Below are 20642 nucleotides of genomic sequence, written 5' to 3' on the forward strand. Positions count from 1 at the left end.
TAAGCTGCTGAACGAAGTATAAGACCGTTCACGATAGGCAGAAAGAACTGGGAGTTCATGAACACCATCAGAGGCGCGAAAGCCAGTGCTGTGATCTATTCAGTTGTTGAGACTGCAAGATTAAATAACCTCAGTTCCTATTACTACGTTGATCACCTCCTTACAGAACTTCCAAAGCTCCGTGATGAGAATGGAAATATAGATACGGCAAGTCTGGATCAGTTATTACCATGGTCCGAGACATTACCAGATAACTGCCGTAAACCACGCCGCAAATAAACCTGCGGCGTTTATTTTACAGATAGGCGGATTATTTGACGCTTACCTTACAATTATCAACATCAAAGATATTCTGATTCTTTATTGAAAAACGCTTTGGATCCATAAATGTGTTGCCGTTGTTTTTCTCAATAGATGATTCACTGTAAATGCCATATAATTCATCATCATTTTTTCTGTCTTCGTTTATAGGATTACCTGTAAATGGATTAACAGGGTTATCTATGATGCCTTTGAATGCTTCCGAAGGAACATCCGCAATGGTCATAAACTCATTTGATACGGTGAATTCATCACTTCCGAAATCTTTGATCATAAACAACGGATTGACACTCATGGGATCGAGCTCTTCGGAAGATATACCATCTCCTGTTAAGAGATCAAGACCGATGCATCTTCCATGGTCGGCTGTGATTATTATCCTTGTGTTATCCCATACACCGCCTGCTCTAAGATAATCAAACCATTTTCCAAGTTGAATAAGAGCGGCCATATTACTTTGATAATGCTCCATCTGTTCAGCGGTTGTAAGCTGTAGATCTTTATGATCGGGAGCAGTTCTTACGGCGTGTTCCGATTCATATTCGGTATTGTCAACTTCGTTCTTTGGCTCGAATTCCGGTTCCTGAAGCATTGTGACGTCATGGGTTGTGCCGTTTGCAAGCGACAGATAAGTGTTTTCGTCGGAATCGGTAATCTTAGTCATAGATGACAAGTTTTCAAGTGCGGTATATGAAGAAATAAAATCACCGTTTACACCTGTAGAAGTGTAAATACCGGATGGCGTATAACCGTAGTTCCATCCATCATCATTGTAACGATAACGATAATCGGCATAGTTATATATTCCGTCATTATAAACTTCTTTATGCAAGAATACGGGGCAGATCTTGAAAAGAGAATAACAGAACAGGTTTCTGTTTAATATCTGCTCATTTTGGGCGATTCGATTTTCGTCATTGTCATTAAACTTATCTGTTGTTGTATAAGCATTAATGCCACTGTATTCATCAAAAATACTAAGATCAGGATTCCATTTATAGTTGGCATAAGGAGGGTCACATACGGTAACCTTGTAGCCTTCGTTCATAAAGAGAACAGGCATTACCTTAAGGGCTTCATTATGCTTATCTTTTAATGACTCATCAGCTCTTGCATCTATTTCGTTTGGCATATATTCATAGCCACCATAGATCGGAGGAGCACCTACATTGGTACACATGCCGAAAGAGAATGCATTGGGATAAAAAGTGAATCCGGCAAATTGCTCTTTGAGCTCAGGTTTTTCTTCCATAAGATACGGAAGTAGCGCACCAATGGCTCTGTCCATCATAAGTACGATTACGTTTTGGCCTGTTGTACTAAGAGTAAACTCCGGCTGTTCCAGCTTTCTCTGTTCGGAAAGAACTTTAAGCTCTGCTGTTTCGTTCTTGATCTTTATCACATTAATAAAGGACATTACTGCGAGAGCGATGCATCCGATAATACATATAGCTTTTACTAATTCGCTTTTTCCTTTTTTCCATATGAAGTATATGATTCCGACTACTAAGCTAAGAACCAGAAAATTAATCAGGTATTCCTTGGCGGATATTTCTATAGGCAGGTCAAACTTAAGAGTTGATGAAATATTGCCATATCCCTTACCGAAAAACATGTATTCCACTACTGCACAGAATACCATGAACACAGACCCTAGGCTGAAAGCTTTCTTGGCCTTGTCGGATGAGAGTTTATAGAAAACTATGAACCACACCATAAATGTTCCGATTGCCATAAGCGCTGTGCGGAGTACATATCTTAGTGGTGAATGGAAATCGGACAGCTCAACAAACTCAGGTGTTGAGGTACTTATGATGGCTGAAGGAATAAGTACGCCGACAAGTATTGTCATAAGAAGGCAGCATGCATAGAAGATGACCTTGGCAGTGTTGTCGCCAATATGAGATTCCTTATCGGTTACGTTTTTACCTGCTTTAATAAAATATTTCTTTAGAAGCGGAAGCTGTAATATTAAAGCTACTATCAGAGAAAGAGCTTTTCTTCTTATGCCGGTAAAGAACATAAATCCTGCTATCAGGATAGCTATTCCCGTAATCGAGCATATGATCTTTATTACCTTCTTGGGATTGGGTATCTTGTAGAAGATATTTTTAACCAGTGAGAATAGGTTGTTTAAGGTCCAGTAGAATACAAGTCCCGCGGGTGATTCATATAACAGTACAAGGAAGATAAGGGCCATTCCGTAGAGCTGTATCTTGCTCTTAAGCGGCATTCCTTTTGTATATATGATACCGGAGACTATGTTTATAGCGGTCATAAGTATAGGGAGTAAATGCAAACTGATCCTTCCTATGGTGATCAGGTTGTCAGGTGCTCCCAGATCGGCAATGGGACCAAATGATGCTCCGTTAAGCAGGTTTAAGTTAGAAAGATAATGATAAGCTGCTATAAAGAACGGAATCTCCAGAAGAAGCGACAAAGAGCCTTTAAGAGCATAATAAGGCTTGTAGTTATTCTGGCGATAGAATGTCTGCAGCATCATAAAGCGCTCGTCGCCTTTGAAAACTTTTCTTATATGATCTACGCCGGGCTTGAGCTTAAGCGATTGATCCCTTTCTTCCTCCTGAAGTGCATCTGCTCTGCGGTAAAGCGGCAGAACCAAGAGATTGATCGTAAGGCTAAGGAAGATAAGGGATAATCCCGGATTACTCGTAGCCTTAAGCGCTAATGCATAAACTACGTCAAAGAGCAGTTCAAGCGGTCCTAATACAATTGTATGTAAAATCTGTAATATCGTCATAGTTTATTCTTTAAAAATCCTAATTAAATAATTATACTGCCAGAGTTTTCTGTTTCTCTATAAGGTAATCTACAGTACTGTTTACCGAATTGCCGATGTTAGCCCAACACTCGGATCTGGCTTGATCTCTTCCTTCTTTGAAGCGATTGTCTGTGAGGCAGAGATCTATTATTTCTTTTACATTTCCGATGTTCTCGTCGGTGAGCTCTACACCGATCTTATCAAGAACTTCGAAAGTCCATTCTTTCTTCTTAAGCCACCATGAATCATAGATTCCGTTGTCAAATTTAGCTTCCGTATAGATTACGGGCTTATCAAATACTAATGAATAATCAAAGATTACTCCGGAGAAATCGGAAATTAATATATCTGATTGATGGAGCGATTCGAAGTTATCACTTTTTCTGTCCCATACAAGTTTATCTGAGTCGGGATATGCCTTTAAAAGCGGATCAAGCATTTCCTTCTCAGATACAAAAGACTGGGGGTGAGGTCTGATGATGATCTTATAACCTGTTGCAATAAGTGCGTCGATCATTGTCTTTCCATATTTGTTCAGTATGGAATTGGAACCCCAAGAGGGAGCAAGAAGTACAGTAGTTTCGTGTTCCTGTTTGGGTGCTGCATTTAATAATTTATTCCTAAGATCATCCATATGAGGAAGTCCGACAAGCTTAACTTCCTTTTCGGGAAGATGGCGCAGTTCTTCAAGCTCGCGAACCTGCTGTGTCTGAAAATCACCGCTAAGAAGCAGTGAATCATAGTAGTCTACTCCGAACATACGATACATTGAGATATCGCCGGCAGCATGAAGGATATGTGTATACCATTTAACGTCCCTTGATCGTTTCCACTGATAAACATCAAGCCCCGGTGTTGTTGACAGAACCACATCTGCCTTAAGCATATTCATCCTTGCGTATGCTTTGTTTCCTTCGCCGATAAATTCAGCCTTTACGGTTTTATAGTTTTCATTTAAGATCGGATCGTCTTTTTCCGCAGTAAGGTATACAAGTGATTGTCCACGCTTATCCATCTCGTCGCATATTGGCTTGAAAATGGTCTGGTATCTTTTACTGTCTGTGAATATAGCAAAAGGGACACGTCCCTCATCTTTGGCCTTTACATTTCCTCCTGAAAAAGAAAACTTTATCTTCATAAAGGTATCTCTGAGGAAGTAATAACCTGCTCCCAAAAGACCTATAAGTATTGTGAATAACATACTTCCCGTTCCGGGATCGATATAAAGAAGCATTATCATATTCATATGTTCTAAACCTCTCAATTATTGTATGTCCAATTATCCGCATCAAAGATATTCTGATTCTTTAATGAGAAAGATATCGGATCGCTAAATGTATTACCGTTGTTCTTTTCTACAGACCATTCGGTTGATATTCCATACAGAACATCATCGTTTTTTCTATCCTCGTTTATGGGATTACTTGTAAATGGATTCACAGGGTTATCAATGATGTCTTTGAATGCTTCCGAAGGAACATCAGCGGTTGTCACGAATGTATTGTCTTCAGTATATTCTGTGCTTCCAAAATCCTTGATCATAAATAGCGGATTAGCACACATGGGGTCAAGACTATCAACTGTATCATCACATATGAAAGGATTAAGACCAACAGCTCTTCCGTGATCGGATATTATTATTATCCTGGTGTTGTCCCATACGCCGTTTTGTTTAAGATATTCGAACCATTTTCCGAGTTGTATAAAAGCGGCCATGTTACATTGATAATGTTCAACTGCATCTACTACATTAATCTGTAAATCTTTTTTCCCCGGAGCGGTCCTTACAGCGTGAGCTTTTTCGTATTCGGTATTATCGATATGGTTCCGTGGCTCAAATTCGGGCTCCTGAAGCATCGTGATGTCATGTGTAGCAGTGTTGGCAAATGACAAGAAAGTATTTTCGTCAGAATCTGTAATATTTGTCATAAACGGCAAGTTCTGCAAAGCTCGGATAGAAGAAATGAAATCACCGTTTATACCTGTGCAGGTATATATATCAGGGGACGTATGACCGTAAATCCACTCATCGTCTTCTTCTGAGCCGGTGGAGTAATCAGCATAATTGTAAATTCCGTCATTATACACTTCTTTGTGTAAGAACACAGGACAGACTTTAAAAAGAGAATAGCAGAAAAGATTTCTGTTTATAGTATTATCCTTCTGTGCGATTCGTTCCTCGGAATCATCGTTGAATTCTCCGTAAGTTATATAAGAATTCATTTCAGGGTATTTATCAAAAATGCTTAGATCGGGCACATACTTATAGTTAGCATAAGGTGGGTCACATACGGTAACCTTGTAGCCTTCATTCATAAATAGAACAGGCATAACCAAAAGAGCTTCGTTATGTTTGTCTTTGAGTGATTCATCAGCTCTGGCGTCAATCTCATAGGGCATATATTCGTATCCGCCATAGATCGGAGGAGCACCTACATTGGTGGCTTGTCCAAACGAAAAGGCGTTAGGATAGAAGGTGAAACCTGCAAATTGCTCTTTTAGCTCAGACCTTTCTTCCAATAAATATGGAACAAATGCGCCTATTGCTCTGTCCATCATTATTACAACAACGTTTTTGCCGGATTTACTGAGCGAGAATTCAGGCTTCTCTTGTTTCCTTTGATCGGCAAGTATTTTAAGTTCTGCTGTTTCGTTCTTGATCTTTATCACATTAATAAAGGACATTACTGCGATGGCAATGCATCCTATAATACATATAGCCTTTACTAATTCGCTTTTTCCCTTTTTCCATAAGAAATATATGGCTCCGGCTACAATGCCCAGAATAAGTAGGTTTATAAGATAGTCCTTGGCAGATATTTCTAAGGGAAGATCATATATAAGTAGTGATGAAATATTACCGTATCCCTTACCGAAAAACATGTATTCTACAATCGCACAGAATACCATGATAACAGAACCAAGGCTGAAAGCTTTCTTGGCCTTATCGGATGAGAGTTTATAGAAAACTATGAACCACACCATAAATGTTCCGATTGCCATAAGCGCTGTGCGGAATACATATCTTAAAGGTGAATGGAAATCAGTCAGTTCTATAAATTCTGTTGTTGACGTGCTGATGATAGCTGATGGGATAAGTACGCCAACGAGTATTGTCATAAGAAGACAGCACGCATAGAAAATCACCTTGGCTGTATCTGAACTTACAGTTTCTTTATCTTCGTTGAGCTTACTGTTTCCTCTCTTTATATAATTCTTAAACAGAGGGAACTGAAGAACCAGTGCTACGATCAGAGAAAGAGCCTTTCTTCTGATACCTGTAAAGAACATAAATCCTGCTATCAGAATAGCGATTCCTGTGATCGAGCATATGATCTTAATTACCTTCTTTGGATTAGGTATCTTATAGAATATATTTTTAACCAGTGAGAACAGGTTGTTTAATGTCCAATAGAATACAAGTCCCGCGGGTGATTCATATAACAGTACAAGGAAGATAAGGGCCATTCCGTAGAGCTGTATCTTGCTCTTAAGTGGCATTCCTTTTGTATATATGATTCCGGAGACAATATTTATAGCTGTCATTAATATAGGAAGCAGATGCAGGCTGATACTACCTATGGTGATCAGGTTGTCAGGTGCTCCCAAATCAGAGATGGGACCAAATGATGCTCCATTAAGCAGGTTTAAGTTAGAAAGATAATGATAAGCTGCTATAAAGAACGGGATCTCCAGAAGAAGTGACAAAGAGCCTTTAAGCGCATAATAAGGCTTGTAGTCATTCTGGCGATAGAATGTCTGCAGCATCATAAAGCGCTCGTCGCCTTTGAAAACTTTTCTTATATGATCTACGCCGGGCTTGAGCTTAAGCGACTGATCTCTTTCTTCCTCCTGAAGTGCATCTGCTCTGCGATAGAGGGGCAGAACCAAGAGATTGATCGTAAGGCTGAGGAAGATAAGGGATAACCCTGGGTTGCTCGTAGCCTTGAGCGCGATCGCGTAAACTACATCAAATAGTAGTTCGAGCGGTCCTAATACAATTGTATGCAAGATATTTAATATCGACATAGCTATTCTCCGTTGTTTTTTAATAAAAGACCAATAGTAATATTACCACAATCAAAACAACTAGCAAAAGGAAATTATTCAATGTATAATGTGATAGATGTTTTTTACTATAGATACATAGGAGAGGTGTTTTATAGATGAGTAAAACAGCATATACCTGTTTTAGCACGGATGTTATTCATGCCGGGCATTTGAATATTATAAAGGAAGCACAGAAATACGGAAAAGTAGTTGTAGGATGCCTTAGCGATAAGGCTTCTATTCGTTATAATCGCTTTCCTACCGTCCCTGAGAAGGACAGAATTGAAATGTATAATAATATAGAAGGTGTGGATTCTGTTGTGTTGCAGAATGACATGCTTTATGATGACGTTATCGAGAAGCTTCATCCTGATTATATTATCCATGGCGATAACTGGACCAAGGGCGTAGAATCGGCTATTCGCAGCCATGTAGAGAAGCTTGTTTCCGCATATGGTGGACAGATTATAGATGTTCCTTATACATACAACGAGGAAGTAAGTAAGATTGACCTTCAGCTTAAGGAGCGTCTTTCTATGCCTGAATATCGTAGAAAGCGTCTTCGCCAGCTTATTGAGATGACTCCGGTAGTAAAGGTTATGGAGGCTCATTCCGGACTTACAGGTCTTATCGTAGAAAAGACGGTTATCGAGGGAGATAACGGCAAGCTTGATCAGTTCGATGCTATGTGGATCTCAAGCCTTTGTGATTCTACAGCTAAGGGAAAGCCTGATATCGAGCTTGTTGATATGACTTCAAGATTCCGCACGATTGAAGATATCACTGAGGTTACGACCAAACCTATTATCTTTGACGGTGATACGGGCGGACTTACCGAGCACTTTGTATATACTGTAAGATCACTTGAGCGTCTCGGCGTTTCTGCGGTTATTATCGAGGATAAGAAGGGACTTAAGAAGAACAGTCTTTTCGGCACTGAAGTTGAGCAGACTCAGGCTACTATCGAAGAGATGAGTGATAAGATTACAGCCGGCAAGAAAGCGCAGCTTACAGATGATTTCATGATCATCGCCAGAATTGAGAGCCTTATTCTTGAAAAAGGAATGGATGATGCGCTTGAGCGTGCATTTGCTTTCGTTGAAGCGGGCGCAGACGGCATTATGATCCATAGCCGTAAGAAAGATCCTGCAGAGATAGTAGAGTTCTGCGATAAATTCAGAGCTAAAGATAAGACAACACCGATAGTTGTTGTTCCGAGTTCATTTAATGTGATCACAGAGGATGAGCTTGCTGCGCATGGTGTTAATATCGTAATCTATGCCAACCAGCTTACAAGGTCGGCATTCCCTGCCATGCAGCAGACAGCAATGGATATCCTTAAATATCACAGAGCTAAAGAAGTAGACGACAGGCTTATGTCGATCAAAGATATAATCACACTTATTGATGAGATTTAAAGAGGATTAGAGACAATTGGAAGATAAATATTTAATCCTATCGGATATTCACGGAAATGTGAGTGCATTTGATGCGGTACTTCAGGATTGCTCCGGAACAGATTTTACCGGAGTAATTCTTTTGGGAGATCTTATCGATTATGGCATGCGTTCCAATGATATCGTTCAAAAATTGATAGCATTGAAAAACGGAGCATGGAAAGATAAGATTCTTGTGAATATCTGGGGAAATCATGAAAAACTTGTAGTTGATAAAGATCTTGAGCGCCTTTCATCGGACAGAGGACGTGTTATGGCACAGTACACCGCTAGGCAGTTAACCGGTGAATCGGTAGATTATATCAACGAAAGCATGAATAAAGCAGGTATTCAGGAATTTGAACTTTACGGTCTTAAATGCCTTGCTGTTCATGGATCTTTGGAAGACAACTACTGGAAAGCAATCGGACCTGACAATCTGCGCGGTGAATATGCTGCGTATGATCTTGTTTTCGGAGGTCATTCTCATTATTCACATTGTTTCACACATTTTTATCCTATTGAGGATCAGGAGCTTAGAAATAAGAAGGCTGTTACGTTTGTTAATCCGGGATCGGTCGGACAGCCTAGGAATCAGAATCCTTGTGCACAGTATGCGGTTCTGTCGCTTCCTTCTAAGTCTGTAGAGCTTCGGGCGGTGGAATATGATATTGCCTATGAGCAATCTCTTTTTCCTGAGGAGATTGATGAGTTTTATAAGACAAGACTGACAAGAGGTGTCTGAAGATATACACGAAAGGTGGTTTTGGTATGAGTAAGTTATATGCGATCAGCGGTGTTACCGGTATGACCGGAAACGAACTGGTAAGACAGATTTTGATTGACGGAAGCACAGATCATATCCTTGGATTTGATAATTTTTATGCTTCATCAATCGATACGGTTGCAGACCATATTGATGATAACAGATTTGAGTTTTTTGAATATGACATAAACAATAAGGAGCAGATGAATGACTTCGAGAGTAGGGTAAAGGCGCAGGCGTCAAACTACGACGAGGTTATCTATATCAATTGTGCTGCGGTTGTTCACACAGAGCATTTCTACCATGTTTATGAGACATTTGAGACCAATGTTGAGGGAATGAATGAATTTCTTCAGCAGGCTATAAGAGTCGGAGCGCAGAAGTATATTAACTGCTCTACATCCGAGGTTTATTCCATGAACTCCTGGAATGAAAATGGTGGTGTCAAGGAGAGTGATTTCCTTACTATGGCGGTTGCCGAGCATAGCCAGAGAACTTCTTATGCTACAGGTAAGCTTCTTACTGAATTCTTTATGAAGGATGCCGTTGATGAGGGTAAGATTAAGGGGTGCAGCATTCGCTTTGCCAACGTTTATTCCAAGGATGAACGTTATCCCAAGCACATTATTCCTTTTATCATCAACAGTTTTAAGGATAACGGTAAGGTTGTGCTCCTTGAAAACAGCAGAAAAAACAAGAGAACTTTTTTGAACAATTATGATAGTTGCAGTGCGGTTCTTGCGCTTGCATCCACTGATTCGGCACTTGACGGAACTGTGTATAACGTTGCTACCGATGAGGAAATTTCTATTATAGATCTTGCAAAGTTATGTGCATCCAAGATGGGGATAGATAATCCTGTGATCGAGTTTGAGGGATATCGTGAGTCAGATCCCGAAAGAAGACTTTTAAGCACGGACAAGATCAAGACAAGAACCAATTGGAAGCCGGTTGTAGGTCTTGATAAAGGCTTGGAAGAGTGTATAAACAATTATCTTAAAGGATAATGTGATTAATTAGGGAAATGGGTGGATTGTTGTATGAAGATTGCGATAATCACAAATGCCGGGATATCAAGCAGGTTTAACGAAGGCGTTCCGGAAAGTGATAAAAAGCTGAAGGCAATATTTTATGAGAAAGACAGCAAGAGTACACTGCTTTATCATCAGCTTCTTAAGTGCTCGTATGCCGATAAGATCATTCTTGTGAGCGGATATAAAGCCGATTCGCTTGGTGAGTATGTAAAGACGCTGGAAGATGAGCTTAAGGATAAGATTACGATTGTATTTAATGATCATTTCAGCGATCTTGCTTCAGGCTACAGCTTGTATCTGGGACTTGAGGAAGCGTTTAAATATGAGCCTTCGGAAATACTTTTTGTTGAAGGTGATCTGGATATAGACGATAGCTCTTTTGCCCAAGTGATAGCTTCTTCAAAGAGCGTATTAACTTATACTTATGAGCCGATTTATGCCAATAAGGCGGTTGTGCTCTATAAGGATGGTGATGATAAATATCGCTATGCTTTTAATAGCAGCCACGGGATGCTTACAATAGATTCTCCGTTTTCATGCATATTGAATTCCGGTCAGACTTGGAAATTTACGGAGATAGATAAGCTTATACCGGCTAACAAAAAGTTTTTTGACGAAGCAAAAGGTGATACCAATCTAAAGATTATTCAGAATTATCTGGACTTTGGCGTTGATATTGAATTGATCCCGCTTAAGCGTTGGACGAACTGCAATACGCGGGATGATTATAGAAAAATAGTTTCATACTGGGAGAATGAGGAATGAGAAGTTTACAGGAAAGACTTAGTGTTGTAGAGAAGCACGTTAAAAATGATGATATTAAAATCATGATAATCGGACTTGGCAGCGTGGGAGCGTATCTTCTTGATTATCTTATCAGCAAAAACGATCCTGCCATCAATGTGGTCGTAGTCGGACGTGACGAAGATAAAATGCAGACCAAGGTTAATATCACAAGAGTAGCGGGGCTTATCCGCGGTGTCAATAAGAGTCATATAGAGGTTGAAGGCGGTGTTGATCTTAATGATATAGCTGCCATTCAGAAGGTTGTTGAGAAGTATAAGCCTGACTTTATTGTTAATTCAAGCCGTGCATATCCCGGACTTAAGTATGGAAGCATAAGCTGGGCCAATGTAAGAGCTTATGGAATATGGAGCCCTCTTGCAATCAGATTTACCAAGAATGTAATGGAAGCTTGCGACAAGGCTGACACGGATGCAATCGTTATCAATACATCATATTCCGATGCTGTTATTCCTTGGCTTAAGAGCGCAGGAAAGGCTTATCCCGATTTTGGATCGGGTAATCTCAATCACCTGGTTCCCCGTATGAAGTTTGCTGTTGCAAATATGCTTGGTGTTAAGGATTATTGGAATGTCGATGTTATGTTTGCAGCAGGACATTTCCATGATGTATGCATAAGTAAGGAAGGCCAGACTGAAGGCGTAGAACTTCCTCTTAAAGTTTATTACAAGGGTGAGGAGCAGAAGAATCTCAATGTAGATGAGATTTATAAGGCATGTCACATCGCTATGCCTGTCGATCAGACCAGAAATATGATGAATGCATCAAGTAACTATCAGATAATCACAGCGATTATTGATGCAATCAGAAGTGGTAAGAATCAGAAAGTGTTCACTCCCGGATTTGACGGAAATATCGGTGGATATCCAGTGCTTGTAGGATACAAAGACGGCAAGCTCGACGCTTGGATCGATGAGTCTGTATTTAGCTTTGAAGAGATGAATAAGGCTGACAGAGCATCTATGGCACTTGACGGTGTTGAAGATGTTGTAGACGGTAAGCTTATCTACACTGATGCACTTATAGAAAAGGCACAGAAAGCATTTGGAAAGACTCTTCCCAAGGAAGTTCCGTTCGCAGAGATTGAGAAGACGGCGCAGTGGATCATAGATGAGATAATTCTTCCACAGACTGAGAAAAAAGGATAATAGGTTATTGCGATGAAAGTTGAGAAATTAGTTGAAATTATTGATTCGGATTTTTACACGGGAGTACCTGATTCACAGCTTAAGGCTCTTTGTAATTATCTGATGGACAGATACGGAATAGATCCCAAGCATCATGTGATCGCAGCAAATGAAGGTAACTGTACAGCTCTTGCTGCAGGCTATCATTTGGCGACAGGCAAGGTTCCTGTAGTTTACATGCAGAACTCAGGTGAGGGTAATATTATAAATCCTGTTGCGAGTCTTTTGAATGATAAGGTTTACGCCATTCCGATGGTATTTATCGTTGGTTGGAGAGGCGAACCCGGAATTCATGATGAGCCTCAGCACATATACCAGGGAGAAGTAACCGTTAAGCTCCTTGAGGATATGGGAATAGAGTCTTTTATCATCGGCAAAGAAACTACCGATGATGAAGTTGTAGAAGCAATGGATAAGTTTAAGAAGGTGCTTGATGCAGGTAAGGATGTAGCTTTTGTTATTCGTAAAGGCGCGCTTACCGATGCTCCTTCCGTTAAGTATGAAAACAAGAATACTATGGTCAGAGAAGAGATTATACAGCATATCGTAAAGGTATCTGGTGAAGATCCTATTGTGAGCACTACAGGTAAGGCTTCTCGTGAGCTCTTCGAGACAAGAGTAGCCAATAACCAGAGCCATAAATATGATTTCTTAACTGTCGGTTCAATGGGACACAGTTCTTCGATTGCACTCGGAGTTGCGATAAATAAACCAAATCAAAAGATATGGTGTATCGACGGAGATGGTGCTGTGCTTATGCACATGGGTGCAATGGCTGTTGTCGGTGCCAATAAGCCTTCAAATCTTGTGCATGTCGTTATCAATAACGGAGCACATGAGACTGTCGGAGGTATGCCTACTGTTGCATCTTCGATTGATGTTGTTTCAATTGCTAAGGCTTGCGGATATACAAGTGCTGTTTCGGTAGATTCTTTTGAGGCGCTGGATAAAGAGCTTGAAAGAGCAAAGGCCGCCAATGAGCTTTGTCTTATAGAAGTTAAATGCTCTATCGGAGCAAGAGAGGATCTTGGAAGGCCTACTACAACAGCACTTGAGAACAAAGAGAACTTTATGGATTATATAAAGAGCCTATAATCTCATTGCCAATCCTGCCTTTGATAAATATAATATATCGGTAAACTTATTTTTTCTGATATAATAGGTAGTGATTTCAGATTTTTATGGAGATAAGGAATATAATGAAGAATTCGATTTTGGATAACAAGACAATATTGGTTACGGGCGGTACAGGCTCTTTTGGACATTGCTTTACTGAGTATGTCCTTCAGCACTACAATCCCAAGAAGATTATCATCTACTCAAGGGATGAGTACAAGCAATTCACCATGGCCAATGAGAAGATATACAAAGAGAACGCAGACAAGATGCGTTTCTTTATCGGTGACGTAAGGGACAGAGCGAGATTTGAGCGCGCGTGTGAGAATGTTGATTACATCATTCATGCGGCAGCACTTAAGCAGGTGCCTGCATGCGAGTACAATCCTGATGAGGCGATCAAGACCAATATCACGGGCGCGCAGAATGTTATCAACGCTGCGCTTAATACAGGAGTTAAGAGAGTAGTTGCTCTTTCAACGGATAAGGCGGTTAATCCGGTTAATCTTTACGGTGCGACCAAGATGGTTTCCGACAAGCTCTTTATTGCAGCCAATGCATATTCGGGAACCAAGGATGTGAATTTCTCTATCGTTCGTTACGGTAACGTTGCAGGCAGCAGAGGTTCTATCATTCCTTTCTTCAAGCAGCTTATTGAGAAGGGTGAGAAAGAGCTTCCTATTACGGATTATCGCATGACTCGTTTCTGGATCAGTCTTCCCGAGGGTGTTGAGCTTGTTCTCAAGGCTCTTGCTGAGGCTAAGGGCGGCGAGACATTCATCAGTAAGATTCCTTCATTCCATATCAAGGATCTTGCAGAGGCTATGTGCCCGGGCATCAAGACTGTTGAGGTTGGTATCAGACCCGGCGAGAAGCTTGATGAGATCATGGTAACAACAGAGGATGCTCCTTTTACATACGAGTATGACAAGCACTTCATCGTATATCCTCAGGTTACATTTAATGACAAGCAGGTTCCGGATCTTTCGGGTAAGAAAGTTCCCGACGGATTCTACTACAGTTCAGGTAATAACACAGAGTGGATGAGCGTTGAAGAGATCAGAAGAAGACTTTCGGAAGCTGTTGATCATTGAGAATAATATAATTGATAGATAGCGCCACGTATCTCGTGAAGAGGTACGTGGTTTTTTTGTTCACAGAGATATATTTGACGTGCGTCAAATAAAATGTTAACATTATATTATACATTTGACGTGCGTCAAATAAAACAAGGAGATCATGATGGCAACAATAATCAGAGAAACTCAAGATCTTACATATCTTAACTGGGCACATGCAAGGAATTCTTCGGGAACAGCGGGCACTTTTTTGAAATCAAGTGCTGTGATCGGAGGATATAAGAAGTACTATAAGCTTTCTAATTTTGATGCAGGTAAAGGTGTGATAGGACATGAATGCATAAATGAAATAATAGTGGATAGATTACTTGATATTTTTCATATTGAGCATCTTAATTATGAACTTATAAATGCTGATATAGAGGTGGATGGAAGAATTTATAACACATATCTTTGTGCGTCCTATGATTTTAAAGAGAGGGGAGAGAGTAAGGCTTCTCTGGACGATTACTACAGACTTAACGCTTTACCCGGTGAATCACACTATGATTTTTGCGTTAGAATGGGATGGCGAGATTACATTGATAGGATGTTGGTAGTTGATTATCTGGTTCTTAATAGGGACAGGCACGGAGCAAATATTGAAATTCTTAGAAATTCAAGAGCACAAACGGTGAGACCGGCGCCTTTATTTGACCATGGTCTGTCACTTTTATGCACTTGCTCTTCGGATGAAGAGGCTAAGGCTTTTGATATAATGGGCGATAAGCAGTGCAATAATTTTATAGGGAGCAGATCAACTTTTGATAATCTGTCTCTTTTAACTAAAGAAAGTGTCAAGTTGACGGGAATTCTTAAGCCTAAGCACAAGAAAGAGTTATTTGAGGGGATGGACGGAGTGCTTTCGGATGTGTTTATAGACAGGATCTGGGACATGATTTATGGAAGGTATAAAGTATATGAGAGTCTACCAAATATACGATGAAGAAAGCCAAATTGATATCGGAATTCTTTTGTATTATGAGAAAAGTAAGGATTACATAATTGAACTACGGCCTGAGCTGGATGAATGGACTGCGCCGCTTCTTTTTACTGCCTTTGTTAAAGCGGGAATATATACGATCCCGAGGGATGCAAGTCTTATGTGGGTTATGGAAAGAGTTATTCCTGTTGGCAGACAGAACATTGGCAGTATTCTGTCAACGCATAAGTTAAAAGAATATGATGAGATGGCACTCTTAGAGCTGGCCGGTGGGCGATGCTCGCAGGATGGGCTGTGCATTAGGCGGATAGAAGAAGTTCCTGAGTTTGTAAAAGAGCGAAGTGAACATAATCTGGTTGATTGCACTGCTCTTGAAGGTAATTTGCTTTTATGTTTTTTTGTGGATAAAACAGTGAAAAAGGTCTCGCTTAATGATATCAGCGATCATAAAAAAGTAGATAATGTGATCGCAAACAATGATCTGTATGAGTCGTGCGCATTGGGGCTTGGAGGATATTATGTCTCTTTTAATGATTCAATCGACATACCGGCGTGGCTTCTTTATGAGAAGGGTCGAACTGTAGATGTGGCCTATGATGACTTCCTGGCATTTGCCAAGAAGAATATCTGTGACACTACAAAGGCATGTGAGATACTTGAATGCACCAGGCAGAATCTTAACTATTTGGTGAAGAAAGAGGGCATAACGCCGATTATGACAGGTGTTAAGGGAAATTTGTATTTGAAAAATGAGTTGATATAATTTGCCGATAAACGATATTCCGTTAACTCCTTAAGACTTTCTTAAGATTAACGGCAGAAATTCTTAATTTTGATTCGAGACTATTTATTTCCCTCAAAAAGATGATACAATGATTTTGGTGTACAGCAAAAGACAGAGAAGGTGTACAGCAGATAAGAGGAGAAAAAGGAATGAGAAAAATATATACGAAGGCATTTTCTGTAATGCTTTCACTTACAATGGTTCTTACTGCGTGCTCTGCTCCGGGGAAGGGAACGGACACTGCGGAAGAATATGTTAACGAAGACATTTTAAATAATGGAGAGCAGGCGAATGACGCTGCATCTCAGGACGCTTCAATTGTAATGGCTGAGAATCTTACACAGCCTGCATTGGAGCAGGGAGCTGCATCAGCTTCAACTTCAACTGCCACACAGGAACAGCCTGCACAGGAGACACCTGAAGAGGAGAAGGCTCCTGACAGATGTTATATGGTATTCATCGGCGATAGCCAGATGGAGAACGGATTAAGTGAGAGAACGGACATTGCGCACTTGGTTGCTGAGAGAGTTCCTCATGCCAAGGTTTATAATCTTGGAATCGGCGGAACTACGGCTTGTGTTGAGATGTCTACTTCAGACACTAATCTGGACAACTGGGATTCACCTTCATTTAACGGAATCTGCTACGGCCTTGCAGGCAAGATCGATGTAGACGGCGTATTTGCCAACCGTGAAGACGTAAGACATGCTATAAAAGAAATTGATCCCGCTACAGTTGATTATTATTTTATAGAATATGGTGCCAACGATTTCTTCCAGAAGATGCCGCTTGACAATACTCAGCATGACGGCAATGATCTTCATACATTCTATGGTGGACTTGAGAGAGGTATTGCTACTCTTAAGGAGATCAGTCCCCAGGCTAAGATTGTTGTAATGACACCTTTCTACGGAATTTATACAGACGGTAACGGTAAGTATCTCGGTGACTCTTATATCGTAAGTAACGGGGTGGATACACTTGCCAACTACGCAAGAAAGGCACTTAATGTTGCCGATGATATGAAGGTTATCGATTTCGATTGTATGAACGATAAGCGTTTTGATCTTTACCTTGATACTGCAGATGAGTACCTTATGGACGGAACCCATCTTACACTCAAGGGAAGACAGGTGGTTGCAAGACTTCTTGCACATATTCCGAATTTCTATGAAGAAAATGAACCTTATGAGTATTTGGAACAAGATTATATTAAGATAGCAGATTTTGATCCCGAAGAATACTTCATGGTGCCCAATTCCGAGCTTAAGGAAGCTAACTTCAATAAACTAATTAGAGAAGGCGGATTCCCTTTGGCACGTGAGCATGGCGCAGCTGACGATAACTAAGTTTACGCACGGATTTCGCATCCATGCGTAAATCCTTCAACAAAATAACCAACAAAAGGAAAGCCCACAGACTCCCTCAAACGTCTGTGGGTTTTTCCTTGTCTAATTTAGGGGAATTCGCGTAATTCTTGAAGAATTTAGGCTCTTAGAGTATACTACTAATATTAGTGGTACTATGCCCACGGGGCGACCGCTTATTTTAAACTATAGAAGTTGAGGGTAAACAATATGAAAAAGGCTCTTATAATTGGTGCAGGTCCTGCAGGACTTACAGCTGCTTACGAGCTATTGACCAAGTCAAAAGATTATCAGGTAGTGATATTTGAGGAGACCGACCAGTTTGGCGGTATTTCCAGAACCGTAGAATACAAGGGTAACCGCATGGATATGGGCGGTCACAGATTCTTTACCAAGGTTCCCGAAGTTAACGAGTGGTGGGACAAGATGCTCCCGCGTCAGGGTAAGCCCACTTACGATGATATAGTTCTAGATAGACCGATGCAGATGAATGAGGGAGGCCCGGATCCGGAGAAGACGGACAGGGTTATGCTCAGAAGAAACAGAGTATCCAGAATCTTTTTTGACCGTAAGTTCTATGACTATCCTATTTCTCTGAAGGCTGAGACTTTCAAGAACATGGGACTTATCAAGACAATTGAATGTGGATTTTCTTATATAGGTGCTATGCTTTTCAAGCGCAAAGAGAATTCACTTGAAGATTTCTATATTAACCGTTTCGGTAAGAAGCTCTATTCAATGTTCTTTGAGTATTACACAGAGAACCTTTGGGGCAGACATCCTTCCGATATCGACCCTTCATGGGGAGCACAGCGAGTTAAGGGCGTTTCCATTATGGCGGTTCTTAAGAATGCTTTCCGTAAGCTTACAGGAAAGACCGGCGGCAAGGTTGAGACATCTCTTATCGAAGAGTTCAGCTATCCTAAGTTAGGTCCCGGACAGCTTTGGGAGGTGACGGCCGATGAGATCAAGAAACTCGGCGGTACGATCATCATGAACGCCAAGGTTACCGGAATCAAGAAGGACGGCAATCACATTAAGGGCGTATCCTACATAATGGATGGTAAAGAAGTTGAGATCGACGGCGATATCGTTATTAGTTCAATGCCAATCAAGGATCTCGTTGCAGGAATGAATGATGTTCCCGCTGATCCCGCAAGGATCGCCGCAGGACTTCCTTATCGTGATTACATGACTCTCGGCGTACTTGTTCCCAAGCTCAATCTTGAGAATAAGACCAAGATCAAGACAATCGGCAATATCGTGCCCGACAACTGGGTATATGTTCAGGACAGAACAGTTAAGATGGGAAGATTCCAGATTTATAACAACTGGTCTCCTTATTTGGTAAAAGATCTTGAGAACACTGTATGGGTAGGACTTGAGTACTTCTGTTTTGAAGGCGACAACATGTGGAACATGACTGAGGATGAATTCGCCAAGATGGCAATCGGTGAGATGGTCACACTTAACCTCATTAGCAGCGCCGACGAGGTTATGGATTATCACATGGAAAGAGTTAAGAAGGCATATCCGGCTTACTTTGATACCTATGAAGAGATGGATAAGCTCATCGAGTATCTCGATACTATCGACAATCTCTACTGCGTAGGTAGAAACGGTCAGCATAGATATAACAATATCGACCATTCAATGTGTACTTCTTTCGAGGTTGTAAAGAACATCATAAGCGGCAAGATAGACCGTAGCAATATCTGGAACGTCAACACCGAGAAGGAATATCATGAGACTGATGCGGCAGAGAATGCAGCAGAAGAAGAGGTTGAAGTAGACTAACGGGCGTAAAAACCCCAAGATATATTTGCAAACACAATGCGGTGCTTGAAAGAACATGGCACCGCATTTCTTTAAGTAATCACCAGATTTGGTATTTTCAAATCGTGGTGTACTACTTAGTTCTGGCGAGCGAATGCGAGAGCAGAACCTCATTTTTAGGAGTATTTATGAAAAAAATCAGCATTTTAATCCCTTGCTTCAACGAAGAGGAGAACGTCGAGGGAATATCGGCCGCAGTTGAAAAGGTTCTAGTAAATGACCTTTCAAACTACGACTATGAGATAGTATTTATAGACAACGCATCAACTGACAGCACAAGGCCCAAGATTGAGAAGATCTGCGAAGGCAACAAGAAGATCAAGGCAATCTTTAACGTGACGAATTTCGGACAGTTCAATTCGCCGTTCCACGGAATGTGTTCACTTGACGGAGACTGCGTGATCCCTGTTTGCGCGGACTTCCAGGATCCCGTTGAGATGATCCCCGTATTTGTAAAAAAGTGGGAAGAGGGACACAAGATTGTCAGCGGCGTTAAGTCATCGAGTAAGGAAAACGGATTCGTCTATTTCCTTCGTACGATGTACTACAAGATGATCAAGAACATGTCTAAAGTCCGCATGATCGAGCACTTTACGGGCTTTGGTCTTTACGATAAGACTTTCATTCAGCTTCTTCGTAAGCTTGACGATCCGGTGCCTTTCATAAGAGGTATTGTTGCTGAGTACGGCGAGGGCTTTAACATGACTACCGTCGAGTACGAGCAGCCTCAGAGAAGAGCCGGTAAGACTCACAACAATTTTTATACTTTATACGATGCGGCAATGCTCAGTATTACATCTTACACCAAGGTTGGTTTAAGACTTTGCACGATCGCGGGCTTTGTCTGCGCGCTTATCGATATCATCGTAGCATTTGTTTACCTTGTGCTTAAGCTTACTCACTGGTACAGCTTCCATGCAGGTTACGCGCCGATGATCATCGGAATGTTCCTTATCGGGGCTGTTCAGCTCTTTTTCATAGGACTTATGGGCGAGTATATTCTCAACATCAACACGAGAGTTATCGGTCGTCCCATCGTAGTCGAAGAAAAACGCATCAACTTCGATACAGAGTAGAAGTGATGCGTATCTAATAAAA

Annotated in this window: 15 protein-coding genes and 1 pseudogene; 13 read left to right on the plus strand and 3 right to left on the minus strand. The window is 40.9% G+C overall.

The genetic code is table 11. The annotated features are described in order from the left end of the window. Positions 1-6 precede the first annotated feature (6 nt). Positions 7-279: pseudogene (locus BM377_RS10445) on the plus strand (transposase domain-containing protein); the annotation flags it as partial. 31 nt (positions 280-310) lie between these two features. Here BM377_RS10445 and yidC (BM377_RS10450) read toward each other — a convergent pair. From yidC (BM377_RS10450) to yidC (BM377_RS10460), 3 genes are read right to left on the minus strand one after another with little or no spacing between them, the layout of a single operon-like run. Further along, complete coding sequence (gene yidC, locus BM377_RS10450; protein WP_092247784.1) at positions 311-3082, minus strand: YidC/Oxa1 family membrane protein insertase; 2772 nt, start codon at positions 3080-3082, stop codon at positions 311-313. Between the two features lie 31 nt (positions 3083-3113). Beyond that, positions 3114-4349: a CDP-glycerol glycerophosphotransferase family protein gene (locus BM377_RS10455; RefSeq protein ID WP_092247787.1), complete on the minus strand. Its 1236-nt coding sequence runs from the start codon at positions 4347-4349 to the stop codon at positions 3114-3116. A 14-nt stretch (positions 4350-4363) separates the two neighbouring features. Further along, on the minus strand, positions 4364-7132 hold the full coding sequence (yidC, locus tag BM377_RS10460; protein WP_092247790.1) for a membrane protein insertase YidC: 2769 nt from the start codon (positions 7130-7132) through the stop codon (positions 4364-4366). A 137-nt stretch (positions 7133-7269) separates the two neighbouring features. Here yidC (BM377_RS10460) and aepX point away from each other — a divergent pair, with 137 nt between their 5' ends. The 12 genes from aepX (at position 7270) to BM377_RS10520 (ending at position 20620) form a co-directional block, all read left to right on the plus strand. Then, a complete protein-coding gene (gene aepX, locus BM377_RS10465) occupies positions 7270-8571 on the plus strand; it encodes a phosphoenolpyruvate mutase (RefSeq protein ID WP_092247793.1) in 1302 nt (433 codons plus the stop codon). 16 nt (positions 8572-8587) lie between these two features. Next, positions 8588-9334: a metallophosphoesterase family protein gene (locus tag BM377_RS10470; protein ID WP_092247796.1), complete on the plus strand. Its 747-nt coding sequence runs from the start codon at positions 8588-8590 to the stop codon at positions 9332-9334. A 26-nt stretch (positions 9335-9360) separates the two neighbouring features. Beyond that, positions 9361-10362 carry an NAD-dependent epimerase/dehydratase family protein gene (locus BM377_RS10475; protein WP_092247799.1) on the plus strand — a complete coding sequence of 334 codons (1002 nt, stop codon included), beginning with the start codon at positions 9361-9363 and terminating at the stop codon, positions 10360-10362. A gap of 33 nt (positions 10363-10395) precedes the next feature. After that, positions 10396-11154, plus strand: a complete 759-nt coding sequence (locus BM377_RS10480) for a DUF6564 domain-containing protein (RefSeq protein WP_092247802.1) — start codon at positions 10396-10398, stop codon at positions 11152-11154. After that, entirely contained in the window at positions 11151-12341 is a 1191-nt protein-coding gene (locus tag BM377_RS10485; RefSeq protein ID WP_092247805.1) for a saccharopine dehydrogenase NADP-binding domain-containing protein, read from the plus strand. Before BM377_RS10480 ends, BM377_RS10485 begins: the two co-directional genes overlap by 4 nt. Positions 12342-12353: 12 nt before the next feature. After that, positions 12354-13475, plus strand: coding sequence for a phosphonopyruvate decarboxylase (gene aepY / locus BM377_RS10490; protein ID WP_092247808.1), 1122 nt, complete (start codon positions 12354-12356; stop codon positions 13473-13475). Between the two features lie 104 nt (positions 13476-13579). Further along, positions 13580-14590, plus strand: coding sequence for a UDP-N-acetylglucosamine 4,6-dehydratase (inverting) (gene pseB, locus BM377_RS10495; RefSeq protein ID WP_330392977.1), 1011 nt, complete (start codon positions 13580-13582; stop codon positions 14588-14590). Positions 14591-14738: 148 nt separating this feature from the next. After that, positions 14739-15560: a HipA domain-containing protein gene (locus BM377_RS10500; RefSeq protein ID WP_242948149.1), complete on the plus strand. Its 822-nt coding sequence runs from the start codon at positions 14739-14741 to the stop codon at positions 15558-15560. After that, a complete protein-coding gene (locus tag BM377_RS10505; RefSeq protein ID WP_092247815.1) occupies positions 15535-16320 on the plus strand; it encodes a hypothetical protein in 786 nt (261 codons plus the stop codon). The genes BM377_RS10500 and BM377_RS10505 overlap by 26 nt, the downstream gene beginning before the upstream one ends. Before the next feature lie 170 nt (positions 16321-16490). Next, a complete protein-coding gene (locus BM377_RS10510) occupies positions 16491-17690 on the plus strand; it encodes an SGNH/GDSL hydrolase family protein (protein ID WP_092247819.1) in 1200 nt (399 codons plus the stop codon). Positions 17691-17918: 228 nt separating this feature from the next. Next, on the plus strand, positions 17919-19505 hold the full coding sequence (locus tag BM377_RS10515) for an NAD(P)/FAD-dependent oxidoreductase (protein ID WP_092247822.1): 1587 nt from the start codon (positions 17919-17921) through the stop codon (positions 19503-19505). Between the two features lie 167 nt (positions 19506-19672). Further along, complete coding sequence (locus tag BM377_RS10520) at positions 19673-20620, plus strand: glycosyltransferase family 2 protein (protein ID WP_092247825.1); 948 nt, start codon at positions 19673-19675, stop codon at positions 20618-20620. The last annotated feature ends 22 nt before the right edge of the window (positions 20621-20642 follow it).

Origin of the sequence: Butyrivibrio sp. INlla21, from assembly GCF_900116875.1 — a bacterium.
Lineage (GTDB): Bacteria > Bacillota > Clostridia > Lachnospirales > Lachnospiraceae > Butyrivibrio.

Bases quoted from the DNA above. Each gene is read 5' to 3' on its own strand.
- BM377_RS10485 (WP_092247805.1), top strand. From the start codon at position 11,151: ATGAGAAGTTTACAGGAAAGACTTAGTGTTGTAGAGAAGCACGTTAAA.
- BM377_RS10510 (WP_092247819.1), top strand. From the start codon at position 16,491: ATGAGAAAAATATATACGAAGGCATTTTCTGTAATGCTTTCACTTACA.
- BM377_RS10515 (WP_092247822.1), top strand. From the start codon at position 17,919: ATGAAAAAGGCTCTTATAATTGGTGCAGGTCCTGCAGGACTTACAGCT.
- BM377_RS10500 (WP_242948149.1), top strand. From the start codon at position 14,739: ATGGCAACAATAATCAGAGAAACTCAAGATCTTACATATCTTAACTGG.
- yidC (WP_092247790.1), bottom strand. From the start codon at position 7,132: ATGTCGATATTAAATATCTTGCATACAATTGTATTAGGACCGCTCGAA.
- BM377_RS10480 (WP_092247802.1), top strand. From the start codon at position 10,396: ATGAAGATTGCGATAATCACAAATGCCGGGATATCAAGCAGGTTTAAC.
- BM377_RS10475 (WP_092247799.1), top strand. From the start codon at position 9,361: ATGAGTAAGTTATATGCGATCAGCGGTGTTACCGGTATGACCGGAAAC.
- BM377_RS10520 (WP_092247825.1), top strand. From the start codon at position 19,673: ATGAAAAAAATCAGCATTTTAATCCCTTGCTTCAACGAAGAGGAGAAC.
- BM377_RS10505 (WP_092247815.1), top strand. From the start codon at position 15,535: ATGAGAGTCTACCAAATATACGATGAAGAAAGCCAAATTGATATCGGA.
- pseB (WP_330392977.1), top strand. From the start codon at position 13,580: ATGAAGAATTCGATTTTGGATAACAAGACAATATTGGTTACGGGCGGT.
- aepX (WP_092247793.1), top strand. From the start codon at position 7,270: ATGAGTAAAACAGCATATACCTGTTTTAGCACGGATGTTATTCATGCC.
- aepY (WP_092247808.1), top strand. From the start codon at position 12,354: ATGAAAGTTGAGAAATTAGTTGAAATTATTGATTCGGATTTTTACACG.
- yidC (WP_092247784.1), bottom strand. From the start codon at position 3,082: ATGACGATATTACAGATTTTACATACAATTGTATTAGGACCGCTTGAA.
- BM377_RS10455 (WP_092247787.1), bottom strand. From the start codon at position 4,349: ATGAATATGATAATGCTTCTTTATATCGATCCCGGAACGGGAAGTATG.